Raw genomic sequence first — 15,659 nt, 5'->3', positions numbered from 1 at the left:
GCTAACGAATGGCGAGCAAAAGCAATTCGCTTTGGCTCATGTCTGGCGTTTCCCGATACGTTTCCAGATCACGCCAGAACAGCCTCAGCATCCGCAAAAAAGATGTTTGCTCCGCTTCGATAAGGTCTTGAGAAAGCGTCTGGTACGCCGCATCCAATAGCTCGGGCGACACATCGCCGGACAACACTTCTAACGCTGACCGGTAGGACAAAAGATACGTGGCCTGCCCTGCACGCAGACGCCCCAGCCGATCCAGACTGCCACGAAAGGCAGACATCAACTGTCTGCGCTGGTCGCCGGTTGCAACAGCCGCCTGATCCCGCAGCGCACGGATGCGCAGGTCAAGCTGCCTGATCGCCTGTGAGTCTTCGGTCAGGGTTTCCACAAAAGCCGCGCCGCTGATCAACGTAGATTTTGCAGCTTGTCGGGTGGAACTATCCGCTTCTTCCTGCGCCAAGCGGAAACCCAGTTGCAGGTCACTGAGGGCCTGCTTGCGCCGCGGGTCGATCTCTTCTTCCAAAAGCGCGGCAAGAGCGGTCAAGGGTTCGCCACTTTGCGAGGCGGCATCGACGGCCACCTGCGCCTGCCAGCTATCGCGAATGTCATCGTAGGAGGCATCGGCCACAATATGCGCACCGATCACCGGCCTCATCCCAAAAAAAGCGCCAGCCTGAGCGGTCCCGCTGCGCGGGTTAAAGGCCGGGTACTCGCGTCGCTGCGCGGTGTATATCGCGGCATCAGCGGTATCGATGGCGCCACCACGGGTCACAACACCACCGGTTTGCCCGTGGTCCCGCCCGACTGCATTCAGTCGAAACGGCTCAAGCATCAGCTCCTCGGCATTGCCGTAAACATCATAAAGCCCGATGGGATTTGGTGCGCGCAGCCCGATGGGCCGCAGCTTGCCGCGGCTTTGCCCGGCGCTCTGGAAATGTGCATAGTCCGCCAAAGTGCCGGTTTCAAAAAAGCGGCGCGCTGGAAACAACGTTGGATCAACGCGCGCACCGCCACGAACGGCGTACTCCCATTCCTCTTCGCTCGGCAGGCGAATGTATCCTTGGCGATCCCCTTCCGCGGGCATTGCGTCTGGGGATGACTGCAATATCCATTCGGTCATGCGTTGCGTCAGGTTGACAGCATCAAACCAACTCAACCCACCAGCGGCAAAGCGGTCGGCGCGGGTAAACGGCGCGTCGCACTCATCCCGCAAAGCGCGCAGTTGGCCCACCGTCAGCTCATACCGCGCAATATAATAGTGCGAGCTGTCGGCAGCAGAAAACGCGCCACGCAGAAACGCCGGCCGCAGGTAGTCGGAGAATCCGGTATCTTCCTGTGACTGCCCCATGCGAAACGGCCTGTCGTCAATCGGATCGGCGGCGTCGACCGGAACGACAACGCGCTGAAACGCTATGCCTCCACCGCATGGTAACGGCAAGATAAGATCAGCCCCGCCCGCCGGATCAATGATCTCGGACGGCCACGGCGCAGGCGCGTCAGGCCGCGCCGGATCAGATGCCTGCACCGATGCCTCTTGCCCGGCCAGCCCAACGGGGAAACCAAGAAAGACAAGCGTTAAAGCGATCCGCAGGGCCTGCTTCATGCGCCCTCCCGCAAAACCGTTGCAGGGTCAGTACGCAACGCCGCGCGCGCGGCAAACATCGACGCTGCCACTACGAACCCGATGACGCACAGAATGATCGCGGCGACCTGACCGCCGGAAATGCGCACCAAAGCACCTGCCGCAAGCCCTGTGTCAAACATCGCTTCGGCGGCCCAACCCGCAACAATCAGCAAACCGAAGGAGACGCCCAATGCAATCACAGCACAGACCAGCGCCTGCACCACGGGGTACAACCACAACCAGCGCCCACCCAACCCCATCAACGAGAGAACTGCCAACAGTTGCCGCTTGCGCTGCACGTCTCCCCAAAAGCCGAAAATCAGCGCCGCCGCGAGACCCAAGCTTGCAACCGTGGCCGTCAAAAGGAGCGCGAGGTTCAGGTTCCGCCCGAGCCGCAAGACAGTTTCCACTTCGGCGGTGCGCGCCTCGGTGCCAATACCAAAAGCGGTCTCGATCCGGTTTTGCAGCGGCGCCAACTCTTCCAGACTGGCGGCGTAGACGCGCAACCCTTCAAAATCCGGTGTCCGCGACGATAGCGGCTTGCCTTGCGTTATACCGTACTCCGGCAATGCATAAGCATCGTAGAACGCCTCTACCACATCCAACACCGCAATATCTGCCAAAACGGCACGCCCTCTGACGCCGCTTTCAGGCAAAACCATCGCGACCGTCAGCGGAATACGCATCTGACGGGGCCGGTCTTCGGCCTGTGTGATGACGTCAATGGTGTCCCCTGGCGTAATTCCCAACTGTTCTGCAAGTTGCGCACTTACGGCCGCACTACCGTTCACAAGACTGACATTGTCAGGCAAATTCGGATCGCCCGCACCGCTTGGGACCAGAATGGCGTCGCGCTTTTGTCGCCCTCCGGCCAGACGCACGTTCACAAAGTCAAACTGGCTTCGCGTTTTGAGCGTCACAAAGCCTGCGCCCTCAAACTGGCGAACCGTTTCGGCGTCAGTCACGCTGAAGCTCGCATTGCCAGCGGTGTCTATCTGCAAACTGCGCGGGTTGCTCATCAACTGCCCGACCAGCGCGTCATACACACCGTTTTTTACACCGAACAGTACCATCAGCGGCACCAGCACCCCGGCTAGTACAGCGACGTTGCAGATCAGGTAAGTCTTGGCAAAAAACAAATCGCGCAGGGCCAGCCGCATGGTCAGGATCATGACACCGTCTCCGCCACTTTTGACGTCAAAGAGCTGACAACTTCCTTGTCACCGTGAGGGGATGTGATCTCAAGGCGCATGCGTGTCATGTCGAATTTGTCCAGCGTTGCATAGTCATGGCTCGACAGGAGTGTTGCGCTGCCACCGTCTTTCGCGGCGCGGATCAGCAACCCCATGGCAGTTTTGGCATTTTCAGGATCCAGCGACGCAGTTGGTTCATCCGCGATGACACAGAAAGGGCGGTGCGCCAAAGCCCGCGCAATGGCGACGCGCTGGCGTTGTCCGATGGAAAGTGCGGCCGGACGTAATCCGGCAACCCCGCCCAATCCCAACTGTTCAATCAGATGGCCAAGCCAGTCGCGGTCGGCGCGCTGCGCGATCTGCTGGCTCAACGCGATGTTCTCACTGACGGTCAGGTACGGCAAGAGCCCACCCGATTGCGGCACAAACCCAAAGAAACGCGCCCTTGCCGAAGCCCGGTGCACAGCAGAGCGCGCGTTGCCCCAATAGGTTTCAAATGGCATATCCTGCCCGTCCGGAGACATCGCTGTGGCACAGTACTGGCCCGAAGCTGGTGCGCGCAACAGGCCCAGCAGCTCCAGCAACAGCGTTTTTCCAGTACCAGACGGACCGGTAAAACCGATGACCGCTCCGGCTTCTACATCCCAAGACCCGGTACGCAGTGTAAACCGCCGCTCGGTGTCGCCCAATGACACCGACAGATCGCGTATGGAAAGCCGGTACGTCACACCATCGCCGCTCAGGGCAACACGTCGAACGGCATGGCAAAGACGAGTTCACCATCGCTGGCATCTTCGTGCAGCGCCGTCCAGACACCCGGATCGAATAACCACTTGCGGTACTGTGTCAGCTTCTGCCGCATCCCGTCGATGATCGCGCGCCGGATCATGGCGCTTTGCGCCCAGCGATCTTCGGTCATCTGCAAAAGCTGGCTGCGATAGGGTAGAGCTTCGAGGTATTCCAACGCACCGCCCAGCGTGTCGGCATCCGCGTTAATGCGCCGGTCCGGGTTGGTGGCCATGTCGGAAATCACACCGCGAACCTGCGTGAAAAAGCTCATGGCGTCTTCAGTACCCTGCGCCTGTTCGCCCAACCGGACCAGATTGTCGAGCAACTCTGCCATAGTGGCCATTTCATTTTTGGTGATCAGCAGCCTCGGCTCGACCGCCAACGCCTGCGGGGCTTCCACTGCCTTGTCGCTGATCCAGCCGCGGATTACGTCAGGTGCCTGCGTATCGTTTTGTGCCCCCAGATACGCCAGCCGCATGGCACGTCCCAACGCAAGCAGGTCTTCGCCCGCCTCGTCATCGCTCAACACGGCACCCTCACCGCGGGCAACGCGCACGTGGTCCGTGATCGCGGTGACCAATCGGGTAGCAACGCCTTCAAAGGCTTCCTCTGATCCGCCTTCGATTGGAAAATAATACTGTCGACCGGCAAACGTGGACAAGGTGCGAAACCGGCTTTCGGCATAGGCGTGGTTGGCTTCGCCACCGGTTGGCGTTTTTAAGTGCAATGTCATCGTCACGATGTTCTTGCCCTCGGCTTCCGCCTGCAATTCCTCAACACCGATTTGCGACCGGGCATTGGGGTCACGCGGATCTTTCGGGCCTGCGTCCGTCACCAGAATGACATACCGCGCATCAATCGGGTTACCACTGCCTTCCTGCTGCCAGTCGATGAGGTCTATCGCATCTTCGACGCCCGCCAGTGCATCTTCGTTAAACCCGGGCGAGTTGGCTTCGGCCACCTGAGCCGCCCCCAGCGCTGCAACGACTTCTTGCTGGGAGTCGCGTCTTTCCAATTCCGCCAAAATCCGCGTTCTGTATTCAAGCGCAGGCACAGCTTCGGGATTGTCCCGAAATCCAATCGCTCCGAAATTGACAAGCTTGCCAATTTCTGTGCCCGCAATGCGCTCCACCGTGTTTTGCAGTACTTTCTGAGTACGCGCGATGTAGGTTTCCATGGACTGTGTCGTATCGAGGACAAAGACGATCCCGACGTCGAAGGCAGCCGCTTTTGCATCAGCCTGCGCATCGCCTGGAGGTGCTGCTTTGAGCGGTACAGAAGCCACCTCCATCAACAATACATCCTCATAATTCAGCGGATGCAGGTCTTCGACAAAATCGAGGATCGGCATCACGTAAAGCTCTTCGCGAATGTTGACGAACTCTTCGGGTTCTACGGCAACGACACCGCGATCACCGTTTGAAATACCCGCAGACGCTTCTGCCAGCAGACGCTCTTGTACCTGAGGCAAAGCTTCATGGTTCATCAGCCAGCGCAGATCATCCTCTGAATTGAACATGAGCTGCCGCTCACGTCCGGCGGTGTTGGTAAAGGCACCCACAATGTTCTGTTTCCACGCAACCACGCTTTCGGCCTGCATCCAGCCGGTCGCGGGCCGGTTGGCCGATGGCCCGACCTCGACCCAGTCACCGTCTCGCGCAAAAACGTAAAACGGTTGAAATGCTGGCACTTGTCGTAATTCCGGGCCGCCAACACCCTCGTGCAGAACGGCAGCAGGGCGTGTTAGTACGCGCTGATAGATCGTGTTCGTCCCGTCAACCAGAAGTGGCGCGGCCAAAACCGCAGTGCTCCACGTCACAGCTGCAACCAACACGCTCAACACCCACCGAAACACCATGCCCGCCTCCCTACTGATCGCAATAGTCTGTCACTGCGGCACGGCTCAGAGTATCCGTCATATCGGACATGCGCGCGCATAATGCCGCCAATGGCTCTGCCGCTGTTGTGGCACCCGCAGACACGGCTCTTGCATAGTACTCTGCCGCTGTTGCCGGCACATCCCCAAATGTCAGACCAATAGTTTGCTCAATATCCGCATCGGTCACCGCGCCGTCGTATATTGTTCCGAAAATCGTCAGCGCCTGCGCGTTGCCTGAAGCGGCCGCACGCTCGACCATTCCAAGAGCCGCATCTGCAGAGGCCCGGGCGCCGCAGCCACGCAACGCGTCAAGCTGCTCCGCAAACCCGTCAATCGCCCGGAGAGCAACAGCGGAGCAAGGGTCGTCCGAAACCGTCGCGACCGGCTCTGCGGCGGTCTTCTGCGGCGTATCGGAGAAGATGAACCAGTAGGCTGCGGCCGCCGCCAGCACCAGCATCACCAAAAGTGCTGCGAGCCGGGCGCCGCCTGAACCGGCCTTTTCCTCTGCTGGGGGGTCTTGGTAAGGTTCCGGTTCTGCTTCGCTCTCTGTCTGCAACTCCAGCGCAGGGGACGCGGCGGCCTCTGGCGCGATGCGGGCGCTCAACGCTGGTTCAGGCTGTGTCTCATCCGCACGCGCGGGCATGATACCGCCGATCCGGGCCGCACCGGGCGCAGGCACAACAGTATCGGGCCAACTGATGTCTCCGGATGCCGCACCAACCTCCAACCGCAAGTTGGCATATTCCTCAATCTGGTTGACGATCTCGGGACCGATGACAACGTATGCCTGGTTTTCGTCGCGCCGCACCTGATAAGGCCCAAAGAGAGCCCTTGCTGCCTGCCAGCCTGCATCACCCAGATACCGTTCCGAATACTTGTCAAAGACCGCAACCTCAGTTGTCTCTCCGGCAACCGCGTCGGCGTCCAGCGACACCAGCGCGTGCCCGCCACGCGGATGGGCAGGATCCGGCGATATCGTTATCATGACCAACCCTCGCCCATCTGTCAGGCGGCCTCGCCACGAGAAAGACCTTGAACGACACGACCAAGCGCGATGTTCTGCTCGATATTGACCGCGCCTGTTTCAGTGTCTTTGGCGTTTCCGACAAACAATGCCTCGAGCATATAGACCCAATCCGTCCAATGATCTTCGGCCGCAGGTCGCTGCTGCGCCGGCAGATCCAACGCCGTATCTGATGCCGCACGTGGCGCAAATGCGCAGCGTTCAAGTCCGTCGCCAAGGTCAATGCGCGGACGTTCCGCTTCCGGTATCCGGTTCGCGCCGAGCGAATAGACAAAATCGTTGATCGTCTCTGCACAGACAATCGCCGCAGGTGGCGCTTGCTTGTCAACGGTCAGCCCATAATCAATGGACCGCAAAAGAGACTTCATATCGCTGGCAACTTCGGTACGCCAAAATCCGTGCACAAGTTCCCTGACAAGGTCTGCCGCCGCCTCTGCGCTCAGACTAAGAGCCGAGAGGCGTTCGTCATCTGAACGCAATCCACCAAGGTGTTCGATCCAGATGTCGATCGCCATATGCGCCTGAAAATCCTCTGAACTCATAGTCCGGATCGCGTCGCGCTGGCTGGCCGCATCTCCGGCATCGATGGTCGCTGCCGTCGGCCGCCCCGGACGACCGGGGCGGCTTGGCCGCGGTGTCCCGCCTGGACGCGCAGGCGCCGCGTTTTGCGGAGATCCACCCACCGCCTGACTGATCCGAATGGAACTGGGCACCCGGCTGATCTGATCTTCGATCACATCCTGATCGACACATAGTGCATTCAGGAACGCGCCAAAGCGGTGGCCCTGTAGCGTGTTCTCGAGACAGTCGATGATTTTAGCGGCGGCTTCCCTCTTTTCTTCGATCCTTGCCTCGACATCGTCCGAGACGTACATGTCGCGCAACTCCCCCAGCACGTCCGCGGTCATCTTGTCGAGTTGTGCGGTAATTTGAACAAGCTTGCTTTGAGGTTTACACACGCGGGTCAACGCTTCAGTCAGATAGCTGACACCCCCGTCATTCAGCGTAAGGGCAGCATCCCAAGCCGCTTGGGGATCTTTGAAATGCGCCTGCACCGCCGGTGTCTCAACGCATCCCTGACGCAGTTCTGCGACACGCGCCTGTTTTTCAGGGCGAATGCCGGCTTCGCTGTCATCCTCATTGTATGCGATCAGCCCTTCCACATAGTAGTTGGGGTTCCGCAGCCAATAGCAGTTGTCAAATGGCTGGCCCGGCGTCCATTTATGCACCCAACTGTCGCGCAGCTTGCCAAACGCTTTAAGCAGCGAGGCGTCCATCCGCCGTTCGAACCGTTCATTCGGGCTGCCGCCGGAGGCGCTCTCGCCCAGATGCTTGTCGAATTTGGTCAGGACGAAGAACAAGATGCAATCGCTCTGCACGCGTTCCTCGGGGGTCGCGCCATGGGTCATGTCGATCCAGTTCTCGACCAGCCCCGGCAAGCTCACCGTGTCCATGTTGCTGTCAGGCACGCACAGCAGCATCGACGTTATTTCCTGATTGGCCACGTAGCGATCAAATAGATAGGCGACCTTGCCCCGCAAGAGCATATTCACCACGCCTGTTTCCGGGCTTTCAAGGGTTTTGGTGAGCGGCAACTCGAACCGGTTGCGCGCGCCCGGGAAATCAAGCAGATCAGTTTCGGCAAAGAATTCCGAGGGTTGTTCGGCCATTGGAAAGACCAGTTCGGCAGCGAGCGCACAGATAACCGCACGGCTCAACTGGCTGACCTTACCATCGGGCGTGCGAAGGGCCAGCAGGTCTTCTGCGTCCGACCGGAAAAGCCCGTCAAGCGTTTTGACATCAATGATCGAGGTCTCGCGAGGGGTGAGTGCTTCCAACGGCGCATAGACCACTTCGGCATGCTCAAGGGTCTCCAGCGCGCTGGAAAGTTTCAGATAAAGCTCGGTCAGGGGTTCGTAGCCGCCCCACAGAATAGAGAAAAAAGCGGCACGATCTGCCAAATTCATACGCGGTGCCAAGGTCGCAGCCTCATCCCATAACCCGCGTAAATGGCTGGCGTAGGCGACCTTGCCAAAGGTGTTTTCCACGTAATCTGCTATTTCATAGACTTCTTCAAAACTCATGCCGCGCACATCTGCGGGGCCGGCTTTGTCGCTGAATTCAGCAAAATGCGCGCGGAGGTCGTCAGGTTCTGGCGGGGCTTCTGACTGGTCGCCATCTTCGAAGAAACTGTTGATGATCATGCGGGCGATGTCTGCCTCGCTCAGCAGGTTCAACTGAATAGGGAAGCCATCGGGCGTCGGCGCCTTGGTCATGGTAAAGCGCGTGACCAAACCTGTGGATTCGCCATCACCCGCCGGGTTGACCTCGCTGATGTAGTCCAACTGTCCGCCTGGGCCGTTGAAATCCGCAGTCAAGCGTCCGTTTCGGGGCCGGGCGAGTACGGAAACAAGAAACGATTTTCCCGCCTGACTGGGCCCAAAGACGCTCACAGACATATTTGTACGCGCAGATTGTGCCAGCCGGTCCGCCCGCCGCGCAGACCGGCGCAGCAACTTGGTCAGGCTCTTGTGGCGGGGCCCGACAGTTTCCGCGTTCTCGGCGTCGTTCACCCAGTTCAGCGCGTCACGGGTCAGTCGCGCGACTTCGGTACAGCGCTCCGCCAGCGCGTTTTCATCCGTCATGACATGACCTCCCCGACCCGTCCCGTTCACCAAAAGGCTGCATCATATGCGGTAGACCCCCGTATCGATCCAGTATTCATCGTCAAACCCAAGCGTCTGCAGCTTCAGTGTCACGTCTGAGGGTTTCATGGCATCCCCGTCCCCATCAACCAGTTCGGCAATGCGAAACGCTTCCCGCAGACTTTCCTGACGCAGACGCGCAACAGAGGTCGCGTCGTCGTCGTCATCCGCCTCGTCACGTTCCAGAGTGACCTCAATGGGCGAGGGTCGCTGTTGCGCGTTCGGGTTTCCAAAATCAAGACGGAACAGCGGCGTGGTCGTCCAACGTTCCAGATCAAGCTGACGGGCACCGATATGCACCGGCGAAAACATCCGAAGTGTCGCAATCTGGTCGCCGGGTTGCGCCTTTTTGTCCAGATCGATCTCGCGAAACAGAATCCGCTCGTCCAGAATTTGCCCGTTGCGGTCCATCTCGCCGATGTAGCGCGCTGTTGAACGCATCTGAAATGCCTGCGTAGTGACCTTGAAATTGGGAATACGGCTTTCTGACAGCGCGATAAGCATGCCACCGACCGCGACTGTAGACTTCGGGTCTCCAATCCGCTGGGTGACCGGGTCGCGGAACGGGTACCACCGACCGGTCTTGTAGCGGTGCATTGAAACCAAACGGTGTGGCGGCACGACCATCATCTCTTCGAGAATGGAGCGGACGGCGGGCAAACGCGAAGGCCGCCCGGTGAGCAGCACGATGTCACATCCCAGATGGTCGATGACCTCGCCCATGTTGCTCAGCACCTTCTGAAAGACTTCACGCGAGATCGCATCGACATCCTCGCGAGACGTGCTCAGAAGCATCTCTCCCAGCCGCCATTCGGGCGCGCCACACTCGGCTGCCGCCTTTTCAAGATACTGCAGCGATTCCCTCGGCGCGAATTCTTCGCGTTCCTGTTCGGTCGCATCGTCAGCCGGCATTTCTATACCAAGAATGTCCGCAGGGTTCAGATCAATGCGGTCAAACTCTTCGGAGCTTTCGGAGGCGGCAAGGATGGCTTCGGCCAAGGGGATCAGTACGCGCACAGAGAACTGTCGCCGCCGCTGCACCACCTGCTGGTCCTGTCCACCGCGGTCACCACCAAAAAGTTCGCGCATCTTCTCGCCGACATACCGGCCGCCTGCTTGCTCGATACTGTCCTGCAGTCGGGGGATGACAATGGCGCTGATCACCCGATGCACCAAATCATCGCCGGCGACCCGGAACCCTTCACGGAAAGTCTGTTCCGGGTGCAACACCCGGTTGGCCTCGCCACGGTAAGTGGTGATCATCAGGTCGGTGGTACCACCACCAATATCTATCGACGCCAACCGAAGGGTCGGTTCGGGCGCAGGTTGCCCCGCGATGTGTCTGCGCGACCCTTTAAGTGTCAGAAAGGTTTCGATCCGTCCTTCGAATTTCTGCGTCAATTCACTGTACAGATAGACAAGTTGCGTGCAGCTTGCCTCATCCCACTCAATCGTCAATTCGGGCCTGCGCGAAATCGTGCTGTCACCTTCACTCAACCCCAGCATGGCCCAGACAAGCTGTAGCGCTCCGGCAGTGCGCGACCGCATGATCGCCTGTTCTTGCATGGACGTTGCTGTCGGCAGGCTCAGGATAATCCGGTTCAGACGTCGCGGCAGGTCACTTTGCGGTCGGCGGGCGCGCGAGGCGGGATCGTTCACCTGAATGAGCGCATGCGCAATGATCTCGGCCAGCATGAACCCGTAAAGGGATGAGCGCGAAAACTGCGGCCGGATCGCGGGCGTTGTGCTGGCCGTGCCGGGGCGGCGCAGCCCGTGTTTAACGTCATACTTCAACTGCTCGAGAACGTCGCCAGCTTCGTTCAGGTGGCGCATGGCGGCCCGCACCGCCTTGGGAAGGTTGTTGGGGTCCTCATGGTTGTGAAAGCGCCAGTCCTGCGACACGGCGGCATCGTCCCACAGATAGCGCTTGGGCGAACTGATCCCTGAAAGCGTCTCGGTGCCCTCTTCTCCCTGAACAAGCCGCACCGCCTCTGGGCCCAAGCGCACAAAGCTCGGCCAGAGAAAGCTGTTGCGACGGCCAGATCGGCTGGCAAACCGCTCATCGCCAAACCTCAACTCGGAAAATTCCACGCGGCTCTCGAAAAGACCGGAATACATCAGCTCGGGGCGCGAAAGATCGCGTATTTCCAATGGGAAGGACCGGGCCAGATCGACCCGCGCCTCTCCGGGGAATTGTTCGATCAGGATGCCACAAGTTCGGCTGTTGCCGATGTCCAAAACCAGATCAACCGACACCGGGGTCACAGCATCCCTCTCTGCGACGGTGTTCACAAACCTGATCTTTGGCGGTGCGACCGCCTTTTGGATCAGCGCAAGATAGGCAAGATAGCGTGCCCAGTGCTCAAAACGGTGCGGCAGGTTCTCTTCCAGTACCTGACGCCCCGGTCGCTCGGCCCGTTTGAAAGACATGAACAACTCTTTCAGCCAGTCCGACACCCAAAGCTGCAAATCAATGACCGAACCGTCCTCTCCGGTCTCAAGGCGGCGCAGGAACCAGTCCATATGTTGCGGATCACTGACCAACCGGAAATCGCGCGGCTTTTCCGCATCTGCCACTTCCGGGGCGAGATATTGCTCGGGCTGGTTCTGCGCAATCAGATTGGTATCAAGTGCAAGCTGGACGCGATGTGTATGGCCTGTGTCGGGGTCCGGCGTTTCAAGCTCGACCACCCGCATCCGCGACCACGAAGAAGGCCCGGCATCAAACCGCTCTTCCCCGCTGGGTCCGCGCTGGTTCTTCATGCGCAACACGGGCACCGGAACCCACTTTTCCAAAAACGGTTCCAAAGCGGCGAGCGGACGCACGGAATAGGGGTCATCACGCTCGTCTGCGGCCTCCAGAATGGGCGCATCCAGCGCATCCGTACCACTCAGCGGGATAAGTGTTCGCTCAACCTCTCCCGCTTCTTCACGGGTCACCCGTTCGATGTACTTGGCCGCGCGTACATCGGCTGCGGTCAGGTCAAAACCAAAGTCGAGGATTTGCACCCCGCTATAAGGCACCAAAGCCACCTCGGACCCGAAATCGGCAAGTTTCTTCAAGTGGCTCTTGGACTCATCGAACATCATTTCTTCCTGTACTGATAGCTGTACTGCCAGTTGCGTTCCGCCATGGAGACCCGCCCCTTATGGGTGATGATCTCATCCCCGTCGCGGATTTGAAGCGTAAAATCGCGCGGCCCGTTGCCACGCAAACGGTACAGGTTAACCCGCACACGATACGTCCCCTCTATCGGATTGGTGAAAAAGGCGTTCTCCACCGGATCCTGCACCACCTGAAAACCATTCATATCAAGGTCCATGATCCCGTTGCAGCGCGCTTTGTCGAGGAAAAACAGGGATTCACCGGTTGGGCAAGTGGTATACAGGTCCAGATCGTCCGCGCCTTCCCAGATAAGCGTGAAAGTCAGATCGCCGCGTCTTGCGCCTGCAGCTTCGGCCCGATCGTCCACTGCAGGGTCTTGCGGCAGGCTGGGCAGGTTCGGCGCAGGCGGTGCGCGATCCGGATCATAAATCGGAAGTTGCGCAAAGTCGGGCTGGCACAGCCGATCCTTTATATGGATCTCTTTCTGAACAAGCGCGATCTGGTCCTCGAGGCGCGAACGGTCTTCGGCCAGTGCGTCAGAAACGGGTTCGGCTCTTTCGCAGGTATTGGGCCAGAAGGGGGCGCGCAGCCCACAGGGTTCGATCAAAAGGGCAATGATGGCTGCAATGATCAGAGCGAGCAACAGCCAGCCCAACCAGATCAGCCACCACCAGCCCATCGGGTTGGCGGCGGCTACCGGCGTGGTAGCAATCGCGGCGGCCGGAGCAGCGCGCGGCGTGGACTTGCGCGTGTCTGTCCCCGACAATACGCCACGCACACCCACTTGCGCATCACGTGTCCACGCCCAGTTAACGATGACAGGCTGCGCAGGGCCACCATTGACAGGTTCGACCACGAAAATCGCGCTTTCATCAGGGATTTCCAATGCGTTGGCCAAAGCTTCGCCCAATCGCTGGTCATCAGCATCTTTCGACGCGATCAGACGCTCCGACGCCGCGCGGATATCAGCGACCAAACCGCCAAGCGTTTCCCTGACGCTGTCGGCATCTGGGCTTTCCGCCAAGGGGCTGACCTTGCCTTCGACTGTCGCATGCCAGTCAAATCTGTCGCCGTATTGCGTGGGGACAGGTTCGGCAAAGAGCGCAGCGTGAGTTTCTGAAAATTCCGCGCGGACCGTACCGCTGATCAACTCGTATGACCGTTGCGGCACCGTGCCCAGCGGTTTCAACCCTTCGGTCGAGGTCGTGGTCAGGAACGAAGAGATCATCCGCGCGGCCCGCTACCGTTCGAGCGCAGCAGGCGCAGGGCGTGCCACCATCGGCGTGCAACTCTCCGCTGACAGCACAGGCTCGGCAGGGGTGCCGGCCAGAAACGCGATCAGGTCCGTTGTTGCCAGCGCAAAATTGAGGTTCCGCATCGGTCCCTGAACAACAAAGGTATTTACCCCCACAAGCCTGCCGCACATGTCCATGAGTGGCCCGCCGGAGTTTCCTTTCGAGATCGGGGCCGAATGCACCACCGCATTCGTAGCCACTGACAGGGCTTGCTCGGCATTCACGGTGCCATCGGTCACTGTCAGCTCAGGCACTGCCGAGAGGTTACCGCGTCGCAGCGCGTCAAAAGCCGCATCGGTGCGCAACAAATCACCCGGGTAGCCGGCAGCAATTACCGATTGCAATCGCATGGACTCGTCGCTTTGGCGCAATGTGTAGAACGGTGCCTCGACATCCAACACACGCAAAAGGGCAAAATCCGCTCCGACATCGCGCATCGGCCCCAGCGTTTTGATGATTTCCACGCGCTTCAGCCCGCCCATCGCCTTGTTCGTCACGTAGATGTTTTCCGGCGTCGAGCGCTGGATTACGTGATAATTTGTGACCAGCAGATCGGGGCCGATGAAAAAACCGGTACCGGTGCCCATACCTTCCAATGACCCGGCAAGCACCATCGCGGTGCGGTCGTCTATGTGCCGCAAAAGGCTTGCGGTATCGGTGATCTGCCCGGTCGCATCCGGGACCACCACGCGTTCCGGTGCAGGCGGCAGAACCGGCGTGCTGTTGCCGGCGACAACCTGACCGGCCTGCTCTTCACCCATGGCAAAGTCTGGTGGCAGCAAGCCTTCGATCGTCAGCCCGTCAGGCATCAGCAACGTGCCATCCGCACGACAAACTGCGCCTTCAAGGGCGGCGTCCAGCTCGGCAAGACGTGCTTCGAGGGCTTCATTGATGTCTCGCGCAGCTTGCACCGCAGAGGCATCCGAAATGACCGGCTGGGCCCCGTCATCGGCAAAGATGCGGTTGCCGGGCACCAAGAGCCACGCCAGAGCACCCCCGAACAACAACAGCAGCAAGACAAGCGGCACCCAAGCGACAGGGGGTATACCACCGTTGCCACCGGACGCGACGGTGGATGGTGGGTGAGGAGGCGCGTTTTCACCATCAGCGCTGCGGGATGCAGCGGCACGCGGGTCCGCGGCACTTGGCGCAGCCGAAGCTGCCAGCGGCGCGGTAGCAGCTGCGATCGTTGCAGCCGTGGCCGCAGCCGCAATCTTTTGATCCGCAAGCGAAGCGCGTTCCTCGCTGCGCAAGGGTGGTGCACCGTCAAGCGGCAGATACCGCCCCAGCGTACGCGCGTATTGTTCTGCCCGCGCGGCGGCGTCCTGCGCGCCTGTGTCCGGCAGCATGCCCCAGTTGATGATGACCGGACAGCCATCGACCGCCAAGACATCAGATGGGCTTGGCACATGCAGCGCAGCGCCAACCAAGGGGCCCGCTTCGGGGTCCGTGAGCAAATCCGCCAACGGCGCCAGCCGCTCTCTGAGCAGACCCGACATCTCTTTTTGCGCACCGGCATCAAGCTTGGACAGCGGCACGCCTTGGCCTGCCCGGTCGCTGTACCACGAAACGGTCGCTGCGGCGCGGTCATTGCCCTTGCTGACCAGCGGCTCGGCAAAAATCTTCGCTGTCTCGGGACCGGCGCGTTCGGCCAGAAGCGCGTACAAGGCGTCGAACTGGTCGATTGCGGCTTCGTCACCCACCCGCGCGCAGCGCGCCAGATCAATCCGCGATTTGGTCAGAAATTGCTCGGCCATGGAGCGCTCCGAAGTGGTTGCGGGGCAGGCCTGGCTGCTCATCCCCAAGGTTCAATGCGAGACATGCCGGTCTAGAACGTTCGCTGCTGCACACTGCGGTTTCGCGCAGATTGCAGCCCACCGCCCGTCGTCCCCGATACTCTGCGGTCGAGTAAACGGCATTCAAAAATGCGCGTCAATCATCCTGTCTGACCCTTACGTGATTGATTTCGCGCAGATAAGGCAAAAGCCTTGGTGGGATGGGCCAGCATCGCACGAATACGTGGAAAAGCGGCAATCCTTTGCCTGAA

9 protein-coding genes are annotated in these 15,659 nt (G+C 59.7%); all 9 read right to left on the bottom strand.

The features are described from left to right. Nucleotide 1 precedes the first annotated feature (1 nt). From AC2D8V_RS01895 to AC2D8V_RS01855, 9 genes are read right to left on the bottom strand one after another with little or no spacing between them, the layout of a single operon-like run. The gene (locus AC2D8V_RS01895; protein ID WP_484731819.1) at nt 2-1,600 is read right to left on the bottom strand and encodes a formylglycine-generating enzyme family protein; all 1,599 of its coding nucleotides are present in this window, start codon (nt 1,598-1,600) and stop codon (nt 2-4) included. Continuing rightward, nucleotides 1,597-2,793, bottom strand: coding sequence for an ABC transporter permease family protein (locus tag AC2D8V_RS01890; protein WP_484731818.1), 1,197 nt, complete (start codon nt 2,791-2,793; stop codon nt 1,597-1,599). The genes AC2D8V_RS01895 and AC2D8V_RS01890 overlap by 4 nt, the downstream gene beginning before the upstream one ends. After that, the gene (locus tag AC2D8V_RS01885) at nt 2,790-3,542 is read right to left on the bottom strand and encodes an ABC transporter ATP-binding protein (protein ID WP_484731817.1); all 753 of its coding nucleotides are present in this window, start codon (nt 3,540-3,542) and stop codon (nt 2,790-2,792) included. The genes AC2D8V_RS01890 and AC2D8V_RS01885 overlap by 4 nt, the downstream gene beginning before the upstream one ends. Before the next feature lie 11 nt (nt 3,543-3,553). After that, nucleotides 3,554-5,461 (bottom strand): vWA domain-containing protein, encoded by a 1,908-nt coding sequence (locus tag AC2D8V_RS01880; protein WP_484731816.1) that lies wholly within the window; start codon nt 5,459-5,461, stop codon nt 3,554-3,556. A 10-nt stretch (nt 5,462-5,471) separates the two neighbouring features. Beyond that, complete coding sequence (locus tag AC2D8V_RS01875; RefSeq protein WP_484731815.1) at nt 5,472-6,467, bottom strand: hypothetical protein; 996 nt, start codon at nt 6,465-6,467, stop codon at nt 5,472-5,474. Between the two features lie 20 nt (nt 6,468-6,487). Further along, nucleotides 6,488-9,151, bottom strand: coding sequence for a putative virulence factor (locus AC2D8V_RS01870; protein WP_484731814.1), 2,664 nt, complete (start codon nt 9,149-9,151; stop codon nt 6,488-6,490). A 42-nt stretch (nt 9,152-9,193) separates the two neighbouring features. Continuing rightward, nucleotides 9,194-12,298, bottom strand: coding sequence for a virulence factor SrfB (locus tag AC2D8V_RS01865; RefSeq protein WP_484731813.1), 3,105 nt, complete (start codon nt 12,296-12,298; stop codon nt 9,194-9,196). After that, the gene (locus tag AC2D8V_RS01860) at nt 12,298-13,545 is read right to left on the bottom strand and encodes a hypothetical protein (protein ID WP_484731812.1); all 1,248 of its coding nucleotides are present in this window, start codon (nt 13,543-13,545) and stop codon (nt 12,298-12,300) included. Before AC2D8V_RS01860 ends, AC2D8V_RS01865 begins: the two co-directional genes overlap by 1 nt. A gap of 12 nt (nt 13,546-13,557) precedes the next feature. After that, the gene (locus tag AC2D8V_RS01855; RefSeq protein ID WP_484731811.1) at nt 13,558-15,369 is read right to left on the bottom strand and encodes a trypsin-like peptidase domain-containing protein; all 1,812 of its coding nucleotides are present in this window, start codon (nt 15,367-15,369) and stop codon (nt 13,558-13,560) included. Nucleotides 15,370-15,659: the final 290 nt, after the last annotated feature.

Source organism: Roseobacter sp. YIN89, from assembly GCF_057219365.1.
The sequence above is the reverse complement of the archived record's forward strand: the minus strand, read 5'-3'. Positions and strand labels throughout refer to the sequence as shown.

Excerpts from the sequence above, each read along its gene's own strand:
- AC2D8V_RS01895 (WP_484731819.1), bottom strand. The coding sequence starts at position 1,600 with ATGAAGCAGGCCCTGCGGATCGCTTTAACGCTTGTCTTTCTTGGTTTC.
- AC2D8V_RS01875 (WP_484731815.1), bottom strand. The coding sequence starts at position 6,467 with ATGATAACGATATCGCCGGATCCTGCCCATCCGCGTGGCGGGCACGCG.
- AC2D8V_RS01865 (WP_484731813.1), bottom strand. The coding sequence starts at position 12,298 with ATGTTCGATGAGTCCAAGAGCCACTTGAAGAAACTTGCCGATTTCGGG.
- AC2D8V_RS01880 (WP_484731816.1), bottom strand. The coding sequence starts at position 5,461 with ATGGTGTTTCGGTGGGTGTTGAGCGTGTTGGTTGCAGCTGTGACGTGG.
- AC2D8V_RS01860 (WP_484731812.1), bottom strand. The coding sequence starts at position 13,545 with ATGATCTCTTCGTTCCTGACCACGACCTCGACCGAAGGGTTGAAACCG.
- AC2D8V_RS01855 (WP_484731811.1), bottom strand. The coding sequence starts at position 15,369 with ATGGCCGAGCAATTTCTGACCAAATCGCGGATTGATCTGGCGCGCTGC.
- AC2D8V_RS01870 (WP_484731814.1), bottom strand. The coding sequence starts at position 9,151 with ATGACGGATGAAAACGCGCTGGCGGAGCGCTGTACCGAAGTCGCGCGA.
- AC2D8V_RS01890 (WP_484731818.1), bottom strand. The coding sequence starts at position 2,793 with ATGATCCTGACCATGCGGCTGGCCCTGCGCGATTTGTTTTTTGCCAAG.